Origin of the sequence: Vreelandella maris (assembly GCF_013371085.1) — a bacterium.
Taxonomy (GTDB): Bacteria; Pseudomonadota; Gammaproteobacteria; order Pseudomonadales; family Halomonadaceae; genus Vreelandella; species Vreelandella maris.
In genome coordinates this window covers 1-17,704 of sequence record NZ_JABWCV010000033.1, presented here as the reverse complement: position 1 = coordinate 17,704, position 17,704 = coordinate 1, and the positions used below count along the sequence as shown (strand labels likewise).

Below are 17,704 nucleotides of genomic sequence, written 5' to 3'. Positions count from 1 at the left end.
CTGGGCACTCATTTACCAGCGTGTTCGTGGTTTATGGTCCCTCTGTCGCCTTGCCGGTAAAGTCGGTGACTGGCTTGTCGATAGGCTTGTCGAGCCGCTCGGAAAAAGCTCTTAACCCCGCCAGTAGTGGCTGGATGGCATGCCAGAGTTCATCGTCGTGCAGCAGCTTATACAGACCGCGGATACCTGGTGCTTCTTTGTTGTCAGTTTCTTCAGCGGTCTTTGCGTCACTCTTTTCACTACTCTTTTCATTACCATGATAGCTGCTGACCTCGCCCATCCCCTCCTTAATCGCGAACATCACTTGGTAAAAACGATCCGGGGGGATGGAGGACAAGGTCATCGCCATGATCGAGATATTTTGAATAGCGTTGAGAGACCCTTCTTTACTCAGTCCGTTAACCAAGATACGAATAATATCGGAATTGGCGGCCACCATATCGTTAGTAAAGCGCAGCACCCCATGCTCATGTAGGGTCTGAAGCAGGGTCTCTAACTCTTCGTGAGCATCAGGGCCTATCTTTGGCGGCGTCACGTCCTGGGAGATTCGTTCGGCCATTACATTTTCCTCGGATTGGTTTGCTGGGCGGGCGGTAACCGATAATCTTCTTGCATCCACTTGACCTCAACCGCTACGCCTTGATTAGGCGTGCGCCGCCCGAAGCGATAGTTAGTACTGGGTAGTGGCGGTTCTGTGCGCTTGTCGAGCACCTCAAGTTTGACGGCTGTCTCCTTGTAGGCCGGCGTTTGTACAACGGGGTCGTTATGTTCGCCCGTTAGGGCGTTCACTCCCGGCTTGCCGAAATGGATTGGCATGAACAGGGTCTTGCCAGCCACACGGTCAGTAATTAACGCTGGGAAATCGATACTGCCGCGTCGTGAAGTAATCCGTACCCAAGTGCCTTCCTTGATGCCCCGCTCGGCGGCAAGTTCAGGGCTAACTTCGACAAAGCCATGCGGGGCCTGATCCCAGATGCCTTGCGAGCGGCCTGTCTGATTGGCCCCTTGGAATTGTTCAAGTATCCGACCATTATCGAGTGATAAATCATATTCCGCATCGGTAGCTTCTTCAGGCTCCTTCCACTCCATCGGGAAAAGGTTGGCCTTGCCGTCTTCTGTATGAAATCCATCGGTATACAGAAGGGGTGTATCAGTACCATCCGCAGCTACTGGCCACGACAGGGATTTCCAGCCCTCCAGGCGTTCGTAGGTGACGCCAGCGAACATCGGCGAGATAGAGGCGCACTCTTGCATAATCTGAGAAGGGTGTGTGTAACCCCAATCATGGCCCATACGAGCGGCCAAGTCGGTAAGGATACGCCAATCAGGACGACTGTCACCAAGTGGTGGCAGCACTTCATAGAAGCGTTGGATACGCCGTTCCGTATTGACAAATGTTCCGTCTTTTTCAACGCTAGGGCAGGCGGGCAGCACTACATCAGCAAACTCCGCAGTACGGCTTAAAAAGATATCCTGCACCACCATAAAATCAAGATTTTCAAAGGCGGAATGTACGTTATGAGTATTGGCATCGGAAAAAGCAGTTTCCTCGCCAATCACATACATCGCTTTGATATCGCCCTGGTCGGCCGATTGCACCATGAGGAAATTGCCTTCACCGACCTCATTAGAGAGCTGGCTCGGATCGACGCCCCAGCCTTTAGCCCAGCGCTGTCGTGCGCTCTCATCGGTGACTTTATCATAGCCGGGGTACATATTGCGTAGGCAGCCAAAATCGCTCGCACCCTGCACATTATTATGGCCACGCATAGGGTAACCGCCAGTGCCGGGCTTGCCATAATTACCTGTTACCAGTAGTAAGTTGGAAAGTGCAGTACTAGTATCCGAGCCGTGGGAGTGCTGGGTGATTCCCATCGCCCACAGCAGGCAGACGTTTTTTGCCCGGCCAATCATTTCGGCGGTGTTGATTAGCTCCTGCTTGGAAATCCCTGTCTTGAATTCGGCGAAATCCAAGGTGAATGGCTCCAATGAGCGGCGGTACTCCTCCACGTTATTGACCCATCTTCCCAGAAAATCCAGGTCCGCTAAGTGGTTATCGAACATATAACGCGACAGAGCCGAAGCCCAAATAAGGTCAGTGCTGGCATTGGGGCGTAGAAAAATATCAGCGCGTTCGGCCATCTCGTGCTTGCGTGGGTCCATGACGATCAATTTTTGGCCGCGTAGTTTTTGCGCAGCTTTAATCTTTGAAGCAATCACAGGATGGTTTTCGGCCGTATTGCTACCCACTAACACGACCACCTCAGCTTGCTCAATATCTTTGATGGTACCGGCGTCTCCACCGTAGCCGACAGTGCGAAACAAGCCTTTAGTGGCGGGGTTTTGGCAATAGCGCGAGGAGTTATCGACACTGTTAGTGCCGATGATCAAACGAGCGATTTTCTGAGTTAGGTAAGCTTCTTCATTGCTGGCCTTACTTGAGCCAATAAAACCCAGACTGTTAGAACCATGCGTGTCGCGGACTTCAAGCAACCTGCGAGCTACGAGATCTAATGCTTCCTCCCAACTGGCTTCACGAAAGCGGCCATTCTCACGGATCAGTGGAGTGGTCAGTCGTTTCTCGCTATTAACGAAATCCCAGGCAAATTTACCTTTAATACAGGTAGAAATACCGTTGGCAGGAGCGTCAGGGGAAGGTTGAACCTTGAGGATATGACGATCGCGCGTCCACATTTCAAATGAGCAACCGACGCCACAATAGGTACAGACCGTTTTAGTGCGTTTGATGCCGGGCTGGCGCCAAGCTGAATCTATTTCCGAAATCCCTGTGATGGGCTTAGCGCTGATGGTCGTTTCGATTTTCTTGACGATTTCGATCATCGGCCGTTTAAGTGACCATGGCATGGAGGTAAGCGGACCCGCATGCTCATCCATGCTATTTTCCATCAGTGCGTTGCAAGGGCAAACAGTGACGCAATGTCCACAATGAACGCAGCTTGAATCATTGATTTCCTTGCCGCCATCCCAAAGTACGCGAGGGTTTTCACTGGCGTAGTCAATGCTTAAGGTTTCATTGACTTCGATGTTCTGACACGCTTCGACACAACGGCCACACAGAATGCATTGGTCAGGATCGTAGGTATAAAACGGACTAGTAGTGTCTTTAGCATGCGGTTTAGGTTGAAACTCATAACGTTGAATGGGGATATCCATTTCCACCACTGCGTTATGCAGGCTGCAATCGCCATTATTGTTTTCACATACCGTACAGTACAGCTCATGCTTGCTAAGCAGGCGATCCATTCCTTCGTGGCGTGCTGCAACAGCCTGTGGATCACGGCTGGAAATTTGCATCCCTTCTTGGGTACGCAGCGCGCAGCCTCGTTTTAGCTCTCCATTGACTTCGACCCAGCAGGCATCGCAGGTTTCAATCGCCCCTAGCGAGGGATGATAACAAACACTTGGCAAAGCGATGCCATGACCTTCTAGAAAGTCGATCAATGGCTCATCGGCGATGCCTCTTATTTCTTCTCCATCGAAAATGATCGTGCACGGCTGGCTCATATGGGCATTCCTCCATGAATTCTTTATTTTTAATATGCAGCTCTACCTCTGTGTCGATTCGCATACATAACTTGAAACATAGTCAAGAAGCCTTGGGTTGCACAAGTTTAACCAAGGGATTGAATGTATATTAAGGGCACGTCTTGTGGGTTATTCCAGGTCAGTAGCGCTATTATCACCTAGGCTTGGTAGGACACATTAGGAAAGGAAGCGAGGGACAAAAATGAAATCGGCAGTTGTCGTTACGGGTGTCAACCGCGGTGTAGGTTTGGTGCTCGCAGAACACTATTTTGATGCTGGATGGCGAGTGTTCGGTGCCTGCCGCCAGTCGTCGGAAGAACTAGATCGCGAGGCCGATCAGGTGAATGAGGGCATTGATGACACCCGGCCTGGCGACGTCGCCCGGCTGGTCGAGGCGCTTAATGGCCAAGAGGTAGATCTATTAATTAACAACGCGGACTGCTTCGCGATGAGTTACTAGGTGGTGTTGATTTCGATAGTATCCGCGAGCAGATAGAAATCACCGTCTATGCGCCACAGCGAGTAGTGGAAGCGCTACTACCAAATCTTAAAAAGGGTAGCAAGTTCGCTAATATCACTAGCCACATGGGCTCACTAGCGGATAACGACTCCGGTGGGTGCTAGGTTACCGAGCCTCTAAAGCTGCTTTCAATGCGTTTGGTAAATCGTTGGCGATGGACTTGAGGTCGTTGGGTATTGCCGTGGCTCACCTTCATCCCAGCTATGTGAAAACACGCATGGTTAATTCTGGTGGATTGATCAGTCCACAAGAGGCTGCATTGGGCATTGCCGCACGTATTGAAGCGCTGACACTAGATAACAATGGTGGGTTATGGCATAGCAATGGGGAGTCACTCCCTTGGTAAAGGCGGGCGCGATGAACGTGAACGTTATATTCTCGCGTGGGCTACCTAGCGCGCGAGGCCTGTAGCATGTGATTAATGTTTTTGATCAGCCACCCGTGTCCGTGGACAAATGACGGCTACCGACACTCCTTGCCGATTGAGTACACAGCTTAACCGGCTCCTCGTATGGGCATCGGTGCTGTCGAGCCAGACCATGCCCCTGTCGCGCGTCGTCGCATCGGCCATCGCGATGGGAATTTGCCTGCTCGTTCAGCAGCTACTTAAGGCCTCGCACCCGCCGGCTGCGGCCACAGCTTTGCTGATCGCCTTAGGCGGTTTCAAGCTGATACCTTCCGATATGCTCGCCATTGCGGTTGGGGTCGGGCTGATCGTCTTGATCGGTGAGCCGTTGCGGCGCGCGCGTGTTGGAATTTTATTTGGTAAAAAGCATAACGATTAGTCTGGTCTGAACGAGCCGGGGCGGGCTCCGTGAAGCTAATAGGCCGTGAACGCGGGAAGCCGGCCGTCGGTTTACAGCGGTTTCCGTCACTGATGGAGGGTACGCTAGTCGACAATTTGCGCAGCAAGGCTTTTTCTTGCGCTAGCACAGCGAAGAACTCTATTCATAGGGCAGCTTTGGCAGACGGTGACAAAAAGCTAGATACCAATTCCCTGACGATGACTACCTGCAAGCTCAGGCGGTTTTTTGTAGTGTTTCCCTAGTGCTAATAAGTAAGCGTAGTGCTCGAAAAAAGCCACGGTACCTTGCCCTCGGGACCGACATCGGGATCTGGTCAGAAGCAGCAACCCCGATGTGATATAACCAGGCTAATGAATATCTTGCTGAGCTTGAGGCGTTAGCCGAGCAGGCAGGCAACTTGTTACTGATTGGCGTCCCGATATGCGAAGCGGAGGGTCGTATCTAAAATGTGGTGGTGAGCCTCTCCCATCTCTCAGGCTTCTACTACAAACGCACTTGGTGCCATTAGGTGAATATGTTCCGTTTCGAGACTTCTTGGGTTCGGTCCCCGACGTGCTCGGGGCGGCCATGTTTGTTTTCATACCGGGAAGGCAAGCACACGTTCTTAATGCATCAGAGGCGCCCTTAGGGGTCTTCATCTCCTACGAAGCGGTCTTGGTGCCGAAGTCACAGAACTTCTGTCCGAAGCGCAGTTACTAGTAAATGTCAGCAACAATGCTTGGTTCGGCCCTCACCTGCCCTTCCAGATGTCACGCATGCGTGCCATCGAAACCGGCCGAGAACTGCTAAGTACCACGACCACCGGCATCACTGCAGCTATCTGCTACGAAGGAATGGTCCTTAAGCGCGCCCCTCAATTCAAGGTGGCTACCCTCAGCGCCGAAGTGACACCGCGAACTGGCGCGACCCCTTATGTGTACTCCCGGGATTGGCCTGTCCTTGGCCTTCCCTATCAGCGCTTAATGTGGAGTTGTAGTGGCCGCGCTATCAGTGTCCCCTAGGCACGCGTCAGGTAGTGGACGCTAAACAAGCTATTCGCATCGGTCCAGGACGAGAGCGCCTCAAATCCCGCACGTCCCGCCAACGCCTGAAACCCCTCGAGCGTGTATTTATACGAGTTTTCAGTGTGGATTGTCTCGCCTTCCAGAAAACTGAAGCGCTCCCCTTCAATAGTGACGACTTGAGGTAACTGACTGACCAGATGCATCTCAATACGAGAGTGTGCTTCGTTGAAGAACGCATGATGGACAAAATTGGCGGGATCGATTTTAGCGTGCAGCTCATGCCGTAGCCGTTCCAATAGATTTAGGTTGAATGCTGCCGTCACACCCGCTGCATCGTTGTAGGCGGCTTCAAGGGTCGGCTTATCCTTAACCAAGTCGACTCCTACCAACAATCCGCTGCCGGTGGGTAACAAAGAATGCAGTCCACGAAGAAAATCTTCAGCGGCTTGGGGGTCGAAATTACCGATACTTGAACCAGGAAAAAAACCGACCGGTCTTTCGCAGCATAGCCCGTCCGGTAAGGCCATATTGCAACAGAAATCGGCACAGGCGGCATGCACTTCAAGCCATGGGTAATCCGCCGCTAGTCGTCGTGTACTGTCGAGCAGAAAATCCCGCGAGATGTCGATTCCCAGGTAACTGCTAGGACGCATGGCTTCCAGTAGAAGTCGTACCTTACGGCTCGCCCCGCTGCCAAGCTCGATCAACGTCGCTTCATGCCCGGCTATCTCGGCTATATCATCGGCGGCCTCCGCGAGGATCGCCTCCTCGGTCCGTGTCGGGTAGTATTCTGGCTGCTCACAAATTTGATCAAATAACTCAGAACCACGCTGATCATAAAAGAACTTTGGCGAGGCGAACTTTTGATCGGCTCTGAATCCCGTCAGTATCTCATCGCGAAGCGATGTTGAGGCTGGGGACGGGTGCAAGTCGTGGAATTGTACGGCCAGGCTCATGATTAGCTCTCCTTAGCAAGACGGAATCCGGAAAATGCACAACGGGCATGAGGTGGGAAAAAATTACGATAGGTCGTGCGGATATGGTCTTCCGGGGTGGCACAACAGCCACCTCGAAGCACCATCTGCCCCGACATAAACTTGCCGTTGTATTCACCTAAGCTGCCCGGCAACTTGCGAAATCCTGGATAGGGCCGATAGGCGCTGCCGGTCCACTCCCAAACATCACCGAACATCTGCCTCGGCCCCTCGCTGGATCCGCCGGGGGCAGCCGCGACCGGCTGAAGATGGCCTTGTTCGACGAAGTTGCCATGCAGGGGGACATGTTGAGCCACCGCCTCCCACTCGGCCTCAGTAGGTAGGCGTGCGCCGGCCCATTGGGCATAGGCATCGGCCTCGTAGAAGCTGACATGGCAAACCGGCGCATTCACGTCCACTGGCACCAGCCCGCTTAACGTATAGTGATGCCAGACGCCGTCCCGCTCGACCCAGTAAAGTGGCGCCTTCCAGCCTTCCGCCTTGACCGTGGCCCAGCCATCCGACAGCCAATAGTCAGGTTTGTCGTATCCCCCCGCCTGCATGAACGTGAGAAATTCACCATTGGTAACCGGACGGTCAGCGATCTGGAAAGCCTCAATGAATTGACGATGACGCCCCATTTCGTTGTCGTAGGCAAAACGGCTATCGTTGGCATCATGACCTATCTGCCGCACGCCGGCTGGATAAGCGTGCCAACCGAGTTCACCGACCTCATGGGCGGGTGCCGACACAAGATCACCTCGATAGACTGGGCAGAGCGGGTTCTGGGCCAGGATATGCTTTATGTCCATGAATAGCAGTTCCTGATGTTGCTGCTCGTGAGGCAACCCAAGCTCCAGACGATGGAGAATCTCCTGCAGGTGTTCTTGCGGAGGGTCGTTGAGCAATTCTTCCATGGCCTGATTAATGTGCGCGCGATAGCGATAGACGTCATCCACTGTGGGGCGCGAAATCATGCCGCGTTCAGGACGAGGAAACGGCGTACCGTGGGTCTCATAGTAAGAGTTGAAAAGGTAATCGTATGCGGGGTCGAGGGTCTGGTAGCTGGGGTGAAACGGCTTGAGGATGAAGGCTTCGAAGAACCAGCTGACATGGGCGATGTGCCATTTCGGGGGACTGACGTCCGGCATGCTCTGCACCATGTAATCTTCTTTATGCAGAGGTTCGCAAATTGCGTCGGTGGCGGCACGAACCCGCTGGTACGCACGCAGCCACTCCTTGGTATGAATGCTATCGATTGTTTCGATAGTTAAATCTTGAATAGGTGACATAAATAACTCCCTCTAAGTATTACTCCGTTTAGCTTGATTCGGCAGGCCAGGCCTAACGCACAAAGCCTATCGAATCCGTGAACTCCATTAGCATTTCTGCACCAAGCCCACCGACAATCAACAGCAAGCCAGACACGATCATGGTGGTTCGTGCCCACTGGCCCACCAGTACATGCACAGTGGGTCGGGTATCGCTAAACATCATCCGCGCCACGATGCGCAGGTAATAGAACAGCGAGACAACGGTGTTGGCGGCAGCCACGAATGCCAGCCAAGCGTATCCCCCCTCAATCGTGACGCTGAACAACATGAGTTTGCCAAAAAAACCGATCAGCGGCGGGATACCCACTAAAGAAAGTAGCGAAGCGATTAGTATCGTTGTGGCAATAGGTGCCTGTCTGGCTAGCCCCTGATAGCTCTCCAGTGCAGTGCGCCCTCTCAGATAGGTGACCACAGCGAAAGCCGCCAAGTTAGCAATGGCGTAGCTGGCCAAAAAGAACACCAGCGCCGGTAGAGCCTGGTCGCTTGTTCCCATTACCACGATCGCCATCAAGGCATAGCCGGACTGGGAAACCGATGACCAACCCAGCAGGCGCCGTACATCTGTCTGTCGAAGGGCAGCCACGTTACCCAGCGTCATGGTCGTGACCGAGATCAGAGCCACAATCGCTCGCCAGGCGACATCCGGCGGCATTAATGACACGAAACGGGCCAATGCGACGGCAGCGCCAATCTTGGGAATTACGGTCAAGAAGGCTGCCACCGGTGCCGGGGAACCTTGGGCTACATCCGGCATCCAGGCGTGGGCCGGAAAAGCCGCCAGCTTGAAGGACAAGCCCAGTATGATAGAGGCAGTGGCGATGGTTAGCGCCAGGCTGTCGTGACCTACGGAAAGTTTTTGTGCGATTTCTGGATAGCCTGTGTTACCAGTCAGGCCGAACAACACGACAACGCCTATCGTCAGTAAAGTGTTGGTCAAGGCTCCCATCAGAAAATACTTCATGCCAGCTTCCAGGGCGGGTGCCCAGGTGCGGTGATAGGCAGCCAGCGGATAGCTGGCCACCGACGACAGCAACACACCGACGACCAGTTCCATGGTGTCACTGGCTGACGCCATCATGATCACACCCAACAGCGCGAACAACATCAATGCGTAATACTCGGCATGGCGGCGATCGGTCTGCATCCACTCAGGGGACATGGCAATAACCAGCGCGCCGGCAATCAACACGACTAGTTTGCTGGAGAGTGCCATGCCGTCCAGGGCCCACACACCCGAGAACGTCAGCCTCGGCGGTCCATCCCACTGCGTAAAGGTCAACCCAATACAAAGCCCAATCGTGAGCAACGCCAGTACAGCCGCCCAGACATGCTGGTGTTGTCGGGCGAAAGCCGCGAACAATACGATAATCACAGCACCGAGCGTCAGGCTGATTTCCGGCAACACATCACCAATAGGCATCAGCGGGCTCCTACCAACAGCGTTGCTGAAGCCTCTATGAGGGTCAGCAGGAACTGCGGCGCAATACCAATGATCACGAAGCCTGCCGACAGCACCCCGAGCACACCCCACTCAGCTGGGCGTAGATCGTCAAACTTCGCCCATCGCTGCGGCATCGCCCCGAAGAACAGTTTTTGCAGCATCTGCAGAAACAACGCTGCCGTGATCAGAATGCCCAGCACACCAATGACAGCGAGCCAAGGGTAGACGGCAAAGGTGCCGGCAAAGATATGGAACTCCGCCACGAAGCCGGCCAGACCAGGAAGCCCCAGGCTGGCAAACGAGGCGAGTATGGCGAACGTTGCCAATAGCGGTGCCTGTCGGAGCAGCCCACCATAGCTATCCAAATCGTATTCCTCGGTGCGCTGCCAGAACGAGCCGCAGATCAGAAACAGCGCCCCGGTAATCAGTCCGTGTGCCACCATCTCTACCGTGGCCCCTATCAGTGCCATCTCGCGGGCATATACCGCATCCTGGAACAAGGCGCCAGCCACGGCGATCCCTAGCACCGTGTAGCCCATATGATTGATAGAGGTATAGGCAATGCGTCGTTTCAAATTTCCCTGGCCAAATGCCACGAGGGCACCATAGAGAATAGAAACCACAGCAAAGAGAGCGATAATCAGAGCGTAGCGGGCAAAGGTCTCCCCCATCATTGAGTACGGAATCCTCAGAATCCCGTAGGTGCCCATCTTGAGCAGCACCCCGGCGAGAACTGCCGAGGCCGGTCCGGGAGCGTCGACATGCGCTTGGGGCAACCAGGTATGCACGGGCACGATGGGAGTCTTGATGGCGAAGCCGAGCATGAGGGCGAGAAATATGAGGCCAGCAGACACACCCGCTCCCGCCAATGGCTGCTGCTCGATCAGCACTCGCATGTCAAAGGTGTGTGGCTCGACTGATAGATAAAGCCCGATGAATGCCAGCAACAACAGTAGCGAACCACAGAAAGTGTAAAGAAAGAACTTGAATGCTGAATGCTGGGCCTGACCGTGCCCCCAGCGGCCGATCAGGAAAAACATCCCCACCAGGCTCAGGTCGAAAAAGACATAGAAGAGCAGCAGGTCCAATGAGAGGAAGACGCCAAGCGACACGGACTGCAGAAAGAGCATCCAAGCGTAGTACTGCCGAGGCTGGTTCTGCGTGTTAATGGGATAGGCAATACTGGCAGCGAAGACCAAGGAACTCATCGTCGCGATAGCCAGCGCGATGCCGTCTACGCCTAGCCGGTATGCCATGCCCAGGCTGGGTACCCAAGGCACCTCTTCGACAAATTGAAATAGTGCGCCTTGGGTATCGAACTGCAGCCAAGCCCAGGCCAGCAGTAATACAGGCAATAGGGAAACCCCCACAGCAAACAGGCGAGCCGTGGTCTCTGTCCAACGGCGTGAAACGGCGAGTACGAGAGCTCCCAGCATGGGAAGGCCCAAGGTTGCGGTGAGAATCAAAGGAGTGCTCCTATGCCCAAGATTATAAAAATTACGGCGAACCCTGCCGCGATACCGGTGTAGTAATGATGCGTCTGTCCGGTATGGGCCTGCCGCGCTACTTGGCCCGCCCAGTCAACGCCTCTCGCTAGTAGGCTCGTTGCGCCATCGAATGCCCCTTCGCCACGTCGATCACTGACCTTGGCCAGCCACACGCCAAAACGGGCGCTGGCGCGGATGCCAGCATCTACAGCTCGATCGTCGAAGCGTGCCAGGCCATGGCTGAAGGATATCGCAGCACTTACTCCGCGGCCCCGTAATCCAGCATCCACTACGCGATCATCGAAACGTGCCAGGCCATGGCTGAACCTCATGAAGGTAGAAATCCCCCGCTCTGCCAGAGCTGGCAGGCCAAACCAGTTCGCCATAGCAGCATGCGTCTCGCTCTGTCGGCTCTGATTCGACCCCTCTCGGCGCACCGCCCAAAACCCAGCGCCAATGCCTAGCGCCACCAGCAGTAGCGACAGGATCAGTTCCCACAGTTTGGTTTGGGGAAGCTGGATCGATAGCAGGTTAGCAAGGTCGTTTCCCACACCGGGCCACCAGAGCAGAGATAGCACTAGCGTGCCTGCCGAAAGCAGGTAGAGCGAGCCGGCCTCAACCGAGGAGTGCCCTGGCTGTGATGGGGCAGTTTTCGTGGGGCCATGCAGACCTCGTCCAAATGCGAGCAACTGAAAGCGTGTTGCATACAACGCGCTGAGCCCACCAGCGATGGCGGCGATCACGGCCAGCCAGGACGCCTGATGGCCAGCAGCAGTAATGATCTTCTCCTTGCTCCAGGATGCCCCCAGCGGGATAACCCCTGCCAGCGCCAGACTGGCCACCATGGTCGCCACTGCAATCCCCGGAAGCAGTCGCCCGAGGCGCATCGTATTTAGCGAGTAGCTGCCGACATGACGTTCGGCAATGCCGGCTGCTAGGAACAAAGCCGCTTTCGTGAAGGCGTGTGTGACGAAGTGCACCAGGGCGACACCGGGAAAGCCTGCCCCTACCGCTAACCACATCAGGCCATACTGAGCCGATGTCGAGGCGGCCAGCAGCTTCTTGGCATGCCTTTGCAGATAGGCCACGACCCCCCCTGCCAGGGCGGTGGCCAAGCCTAACGTGATGGCAACCGGCCCAAACCAGGCAACGGCAGCCATCTCCGCATGCAGCCGAATCACCAGATAGATACCTGCGGCGACCATGGTCGCCGCGTGGAGTAATGCCGACACCGGTGTTGGCCCGGACATGGCGGCAAACAACCATGGCGAGAAGGGAACCTGGGCGGACTTGGCCGCTGCAGCCAACACGGCGCCGGCAACAAACACATCCAGTAGCCACCCATCGAGTTGGGACAGGTCAGCAAAGGCAAACGAGCCAGTGCCGGCAAACGCTGCCGCCGCTGCAATGTACAGCCCCAGATCCCCGAAGCGAGTGACCAGGAACGCCCAGGCGGCATCCCGCAGGTTGTCGCCCTCTTGCCACTCGTGGGCAATCAGTGCCCATGAACAGGCCCCGACCAGCTCCCAGGCGATCAGCAGGGTCACCAGATCCTCAGCCAGCACGAGAAGCTCCATCGCCCCGACAAATGCCGTCAGCAGAGCGACCAACCTGACGGGTGGACGCGTTGGCACGCCCTCACTGACGGGCTCAGACTCATGGTAGGCGCTATAGGCTATGATCAGTGTAGCGATCAGTGGCACGACGATGGCAAATACAGCGCTCGCTGGTGTCATCCCAACCGACAGGACGATCCGTGAGCTCCAGCGATAGGCACCACCCCAGTCCCCCATGAGCGCCACACTCGCGAGCAGCAGGGTAACGACAGCGACTGCCGCCCCCATCAGGCCCAACACGGCTCGACCACTATCCCTAGCGGACAAGCGCTTGCCAAGCCAATACATCCCGGGGGCGGCAAGCAGTGGGAAAAGAGGAACAAACCACAACATCAGTGCTTCAACCCGGTCAGTGACTCGGTCATGTCGGCCTGCTTACCGCGGAAGACGGCTACTACCAAAGCAAATCCCATGGCCATCTCAATGGCCATCACCGCCATAACAATGATCGTCAGCAGTTGCCCTTCTGGCGCCCCAGCCCCGCTAAAGGCCCAGAACGCCACCGCGGCGAGCATGACGCCATTGAGGATCAGTTCCAGTCCCATCATCAGCATCACGAACGATTGCTGGGAAAGCGCACCATAAATCCCGATGCCAATCAGTGCCGCTGCCAATAGCAAAAGTGTGGTTAGTGTCATGCAAGCCTCCCTGCCTATCTGTCTGCTTGGTCAGTGGTGATGATGGTGTTGATGACCACCACTCTCTTCCTCTTCGTCCTCCTCGAGCTTACCCGCCGGGTCGCCACCCGGCTCCAGCCCCGGCGGTAGCGAACCCACTGCAGCCGCCCCATAGCGGCCCCGATGACTCGACAACACCACCACGCCGATCATGGTGGTTAAAAGCACGATGCCCGCCGACTCGAAGATCAGCATCGAGTCACCAAGCATCTCATTGCCTAGGGATCTAACTGGCTCAAGGTCTGCCGAGACCGGCTGGTCAGGAAAGGCAGCCAATAGCGCCATGGCGCCCAATACCAGGAAGCCGACAATCCCCGCCCCGATAGCGATACGTTCCTGGTGAACCATATTCATCGGGTTAAGGCCGGCAGGATTCATCATGAACATGACCATGAACAGCGCCATGACCGTCATCTCCACAGCCATCATGAAGAACATCGCCACGCCCAGGTATTCCGCTGCCAGCAGAATCATGATCACGCCTACGGCGATGAACGACACCAGCAGGAAAAAGGAGGCGCGTACCATGGAATCGGTACGAAACACTCGCCATCCGGTGACCACCGCGAGCGTGGCCAATGATAGAAACGTGATATCAATGCCAATGCCGTGATTCATAGCAGCGCCCCTATGCCAGCCCACACCAGGTCGATAAACGACAGTGGTAACAGCACCACCCACATCAAGGTGACGCAGCGCTCAGGGGCAATACGCGGCAGTACCCGTCCAAGCAATAGCAACACGAGTAGCACTGCCAGCATCTTGATGGCCATCCATAACGGACCGGGTAGCCAAGGTCCCATCCAGCCACCTAAAAAAGCACTTGCTGCCACACCACTGAAAGCAACCAACATGGCCGCCCGAGCCACATCCCAGACCAGCCGAGGTGGCCCAGAGATCTCAGAAGCCGTTCCTCCAGCCAGGTCCTTCGAATCAGCAAGGTTGAGCGGGCCCCAGAAGGTCATGCCTAGGCCGACAATCAGGAACAATGGCAACCCCAGCGGTTGGCGTATGACATTCCACAGCGCTTCTTGCGAGGCGACCACTTGGGTGAACTGTAGCGATTCGGCCGGCAATGCCACGCCAATTAGCACAAACATGCTGATCAGGATGTAAGAGAGCCCTAGCGCCACATAACGGTAGCCGCCGATGAGTGCCAGCAGCGCGTTTGCCGACCAGCCATGCAAGAAGATAACCACTGTCGCTAATGCTTCCACGCTGCCCCACAGCACCACGCTGGTGACCAAGTCAGTGGCGACCAGCGACTCCGACCACGGCACCACGGCCAGTCCGATTGCAGCCAACGCCAAATACAGTGCCGGCGCCAGCCGCCAGGCCTGCCAGTCCGGTGCTTCGGTGGCATTGGCGTGTTGGGTCATCAGCCAAGCCCCTCGGGCCATGGGAGCAAGCCAGACACGGCCTGCCTGAGGGGCGCCGAATGCACCGGCAATAAGCCGATCAAGCACCGCCACGACGTAGGCGCCGACAGTCAGCATGAACATCACCATCAGTACAGGCAGGAACAGCTCACTTAACAACATTACCCGAACCTCCCTGCACTGCCCGTGACTCACCAGGCGACTGTGTTCCGCCCCCTCTATCGGCTACCGCCGCTATATCCAGACTAGCAATAGTAGCCAGTGCATCGCCCCACTCCAGGCCTGGTAAGATCTCGTCAAGAATCGCGCTAGCATCTTCGGGAGGCTGTTCGTCCCACGGCCCCCGTGGCGTCTCGATGCAATCCACATCGTTCGTGTACACCTCATCCCGTTCGGCCTGGCGTGCCAACATTAAGGATTGTTCGACTTCGTCCAAGATTTGCTTCCAACGGGCCGAGACTCCTCCTCCGTTCTGGCATACGGGGGAAAACCCTAGACGGCGATAACCGGCATCGTGTGAACGCAAATCATCAGCCAGCCCGGCAGCACGAGCGGCAGGCCCGCCAAACTGTCGGGCCTGCTCGGTATTGAGCAAACCACCGCCTACAGCAGCCAGATGAAAGAAGCCACTGCGAACCAGGCGTCGACGTAGCCCATCTAGCGTGCTTGATGTCGACAAACCGTGTGCCAGGCGCAAGGAACTTAGGCTGAGTGCTTCCAGCCCAGCAAGATGCAGCGCATGGTACAGGCGCTGCAGATGATGACGGGCCCGTGCGAGCTCAATCTCGGCGATGGGGACGGGGTGCTTCCGAGCGTTGAAAAACACCGCGTCGAGGCGTTGCGGATACGGCTCCAACTGCGTTTCCCATGACTGAACCAGATCCCCCTGCAACGTAACCTCCGCTGCCATGCCGGGCGGAAATGCCATGAAGAACGGCCCGAGCCGAAAAGTCAGCGAATCCAGCGTCAAACCATCGCTGATATCTTCCTGCATATTCATGGCCATGGGCCGCCCGTAGGGCACTCCACCCATCATGCCTTCGCCACCTTGGCCGAAGTCTCCTTCACCTTTCCAAGGATTGGGCGGTCTATCCGACAAGATGCGGCATCCACTGTCACGCTGGCCTGTCATCAGTTCACGATGTGCTTTGGTTAGGGCCGCAGGTAAATCGGTGAGATCATCGATCCGATCCACGTTTTCAAGATGAGGCCACGGTTCGTTACGAAACCACAGCGTAGTGAAAGGATCAGGCAACTGATCGTGAACACGACGTAGAGGCTCTAATCTATCAGCCGGAACCTCCCCCGCAATCAGCAACACACTGGCGTGGCGTGGCGAATCGACCAGTTCGATTTCCGGCGATAGCGCGAGGTACCGCAGCGCTTTATCGCCCTGCTTGCCCAGCACAGGAAATACGGGAGCCCGCTTATGCGAAGCGAGTTTCCGTAGCCAGTTCACTGCCACTTGAATACCCCCTCACGCCAGGCGTAAACAATGCCAACCGACAGGATGGCCAGGAACATGCCCATCTCCATTACTGCCATCATGCCCTTCTCTACGAAGACAACCGCCCATGGATACATGAACATCATCTCCATTTCGAAGGCGATCAGCAGCAGCGTCATGGGATAATAGCGGACGTGATAGCGGCTCCAGGCGTGGCTATCTGGCGTACCACCGCCTAGAAAAGGCGCGCGCTGCGGGTAGGTGGCTATCGGCTGGTGGCGCATAGGCAGCCACTGCACTAGCAGGCCGGCGCCTAAGCTCAGTAATAAAACAATAAGCAGAGTCAACAGTTCCATGCGAATCCCTCGCGTCATTAGCCAGCAAATCCTTGCCGTAAATTACAACGTAGCAGGCTGAAGCAGCGCATTTATACAAGTGTAGATATCAAACCTGAATGCAAACTGAATATGCTGCCTAAAACATGGTGCAAAAAGTAATAAACCGCAAGGTGGGTGCAGGCTCTGAGTGCAACGCTACCTAATAGATGGCGGGTGAGCATTCATGGTGTTTAGACCAGCGCCTCAACTGGCCACCTGAAGTCAAGGCGCTTCCTATTCAACTGGTAATACAATGTCCTCTTGGGTGTGGCGCGGCAGTTCCGCCCCTTTCGCCTGTGTTAAGCCGTCGATGTTTTTATTGCTACCGCGTTGTCATAGGCTGTGTGGATCACAAAAGTAGATAGCAACACTCGTTGCCTCGATAATTATGCATGCCGTTGTTGTCCAATCAGTTGGCAGGCGCTGCACCGGTTTCCAGAGAAGCACATTCAGTTCGTATCTACACCGTGTTTGCCATGAACTACATGGCGCTGTGACAACATGGACTGGCACAGTTGAGGTGTCTGTTTATAACTACTAGGAAGATGAACTGCAGACCGCTACTCATCAAGCTCGGTGTGCTTGCGCCCATGACTGGGGCCGGTATTTCTATTCTCAAAGCGAGTAACCCCGGGATGAACCTCCCCGGTTATTCTGGAGACCGGTTTGTTTGAGTCAGGCTGCTTCACCCGACTCCTCCAGTTGACGACAATACGTCCTTTCTCGTTCTGCTGGTGAAACGTTTCCGATGGGTTCCTGTAGTCGGCGATTGTTGAACCAGTCAACCCATTCCAGCCTGGCATACTCAACGGTATCCAGCCCCTTCCATGGGCCACGATGGTGAATCACCTCCGTTTTGAATAGGCCGATGATGGTCTCGGTCAGTGCATTGTCGTAGGAGTCGCCGGTGGTGCCGACTGAGGCATCGATACCCTCGTCAGCCATACGCTCTGTATAGCGAATCGAGGGATATTTGCTTAGGTTCAAGGGGCCGTCGCAACACTGGCTTATGATGCTGAAAATAGTAGTTCTTTGAGAGCTTCAGCAGGTGTTTTCCAATCAAGTGTTTTACGAGGTCTGTCGTTGAGAGTCGTCG

At 55.4% G+C, this 17,704-nt stretch carries 16 protein-coding genes and 1 pseudogene; 4 read left to right on the top strand and 13 right to left on the bottom strand.

The genetic code is table 11. The features are described from left to right. Nucleotides 1-31 precede the first annotated feature (31 nt). On the bottom strand, nucleotides 32-559 hold the full coding sequence (locus tag HUO07_RS19415; protein WP_035556004.1) for a helical membrane plugin domain-containing protein: 528 nt from the start codon (nucleotides 557-559) through the stop codon (nucleotides 32-34). Then, a complete protein-coding gene (gene fdhF, locus HUO07_RS19410) occupies nucleotides 559-3,525 on the bottom strand; it encodes a formate dehydrogenase subunit alpha (protein WP_035556006.1) in 2,967 nt (988 codons plus the stop codon). The genes HUO07_RS19415 and fdhF overlap by 1 nt, the downstream gene beginning before the upstream one ends. A 223-nt stretch (nucleotides 3,526-3,748) precedes the next feature. Here fdhF and HUO07_RS22160 point away from each other — a divergent pair, with 223 nt between their 5' ends. The 4 genes from HUO07_RS22160 to HUO07_RS21880 all read left to right on the top strand — a co-directional run bounded on the left by HUO07_RS22160 (nucleotide 3,749) and on the right by HUO07_RS21880 (nucleotide 5,873). Beyond that, nucleotides 3,749-4,006, top strand: a complete 258-nt coding sequence (locus HUO07_RS22160; RefSeq protein ID WP_338035173.1) for an SDR family NAD(P)-dependent oxidoreductase — start codon at nucleotides 3,749-3,751, stop codon at nucleotides 4,004-4,006. Between the two features lie 157 nt (nucleotides 4,007-4,163). Further along, entirely contained in the window at nucleotides 4,164-4,412 is a 249-nt protein-coding gene (locus HUO07_RS22155; protein WP_338035174.1) for an SDR family NAD(P)-dependent oxidoreductase, read from the top strand. Nucleotides 4,413-4,521: 109 nt separating this feature from the next. Next, a complete protein-coding gene (locus tag HUO07_RS19400; protein WP_082072709.1) occupies nucleotides 4,522-4,851 on the top strand; it encodes an HPP family protein in 330 nt (109 codons plus the stop codon). Nucleotides 4,852-5,627: 776 nt separating this feature from the next. After that, a complete protein-coding gene (locus HUO07_RS21880; protein WP_241524673.1) occupies nucleotides 5,628-5,873 on the top strand; it encodes a hypothetical protein in 246 nt (81 codons plus the stop codon). Here the strand turns inward: HUO07_RS21880 and egtD are convergent. From egtD to HUO07_RS19340, 11 genes and pseudogenes are all read right to left on the bottom strand, one after another. Next, the gene (gene egtD / locus HUO07_RS19390) at nucleotides 5,870-6,832 is read right to left on the bottom strand and encodes an L-histidine N(alpha)-methyltransferase (protein ID WP_083025447.1); all 963 of its coding nucleotides are present in this window, start codon (nucleotides 6,830-6,832) and stop codon (nucleotides 5,870-5,872) included. The genes HUO07_RS21880 and egtD overlap by 4 nt on opposite strands. Before the next feature lie 2 nt (nucleotides 6,833-6,834). Next, on the bottom strand, nucleotides 6,835-8,142 hold the full coding sequence (gene egtB, locus HUO07_RS19385; RefSeq protein WP_113271254.1) for an ergothioneine biosynthesis protein EgtB: 1,308 nt from the start codon (nucleotides 8,140-8,142) through the stop codon (nucleotides 6,835-6,837). A 52-nt stretch (nucleotides 8,143-8,194) separates the two neighbouring features. Further along, on the bottom strand, nucleotides 8,195-9,604 hold the full coding sequence (locus HUO07_RS19380; protein WP_113271255.1) for an NADH-quinone oxidoreductase subunit N: 1,410 nt from the start codon (nucleotides 9,602-9,604) through the stop codon (nucleotides 8,195-8,197). Further along, on the bottom strand, nucleotides 9,604-11,091 hold the full coding sequence (locus HUO07_RS19375) for a complex I subunit 4 family protein (RefSeq protein ID WP_206604585.1): 1,488 nt from the start codon (nucleotides 11,089-11,091) through the stop codon (nucleotides 9,604-9,606). Before HUO07_RS19375 ends, HUO07_RS19380 begins: the two co-directional genes overlap by 1 nt. After that, nucleotides 11,088-13,061, bottom strand: a complete 1,974-nt coding sequence (locus tag HUO07_RS19370) for an NADH-quinone oxidoreductase subunit 5 family protein (protein ID WP_113271256.1) — start codon at nucleotides 13,059-13,061, stop codon at nucleotides 11,088-11,090. Before HUO07_RS19370 ends, HUO07_RS19375 begins: the two co-directional genes overlap by 4 nt. After that, nucleotides 13,061-13,366 (bottom strand): NADH-quinone oxidoreductase subunit NuoK, encoded by a 306-nt coding sequence (gene nuoK / locus HUO07_RS19365; RefSeq protein ID WP_035413666.1) that lies wholly within the window; start codon nucleotides 13,364-13,366, stop codon nucleotides 13,061-13,063. Before nuoK ends, HUO07_RS19370 begins: the two co-directional genes overlap by 1 nt. Before the next feature lie 30 nt (nucleotides 13,367-13,396). Further along, nucleotides 13,397-14,023, bottom strand: coding sequence for an NADH-quinone oxidoreductase subunit J (locus HUO07_RS19360; protein ID WP_045812309.1), 627 nt, complete (start codon nucleotides 14,021-14,023; stop codon nucleotides 13,397-13,399). After that, a complete protein-coding gene (locus HUO07_RS19355; protein WP_113271257.1) occupies nucleotides 14,020-14,946 on the bottom strand; it encodes an NADH-quinone oxidoreductase subunit H in 927 nt (308 codons plus the stop codon). The genes HUO07_RS19360 and HUO07_RS19355 overlap by 4 nt, the downstream gene beginning before the upstream one ends. Continuing rightward, nucleotides 14,933-16,249 (bottom strand): NADH-quinone oxidoreductase subunit D-related protein, encoded by a 1,317-nt coding sequence (locus HUO07_RS22150; protein ID WP_113271258.1) that lies wholly within the window; start codon nucleotides 16,247-16,249, stop codon nucleotides 14,933-14,935. The genes HUO07_RS19355 and HUO07_RS22150 overlap by 14 nt, the downstream gene beginning before the upstream one ends. Continuing rightward, nucleotides 16,240-16,587: an NADH-quinone oxidoreductase subunit A gene (locus HUO07_RS19345; protein ID WP_035556078.1), complete on the bottom strand. Its 348-nt coding sequence runs from the start codon at nucleotides 16,585-16,587 to the stop codon at nucleotides 16,240-16,242. The genes HUO07_RS22150 and HUO07_RS19345 overlap by 10 nt, the downstream gene beginning before the upstream one ends. 696 nt (nucleotides 16,588-17,283) lie before the next feature. After that, nucleotides 17,284-17,586: pseudogene (locus HUO07_RS19340) on the bottom strand (integrase core domain-containing protein); the annotation flags it as partial. Nucleotides 17,587-17,704 lie beyond the last annotated feature (118 nt).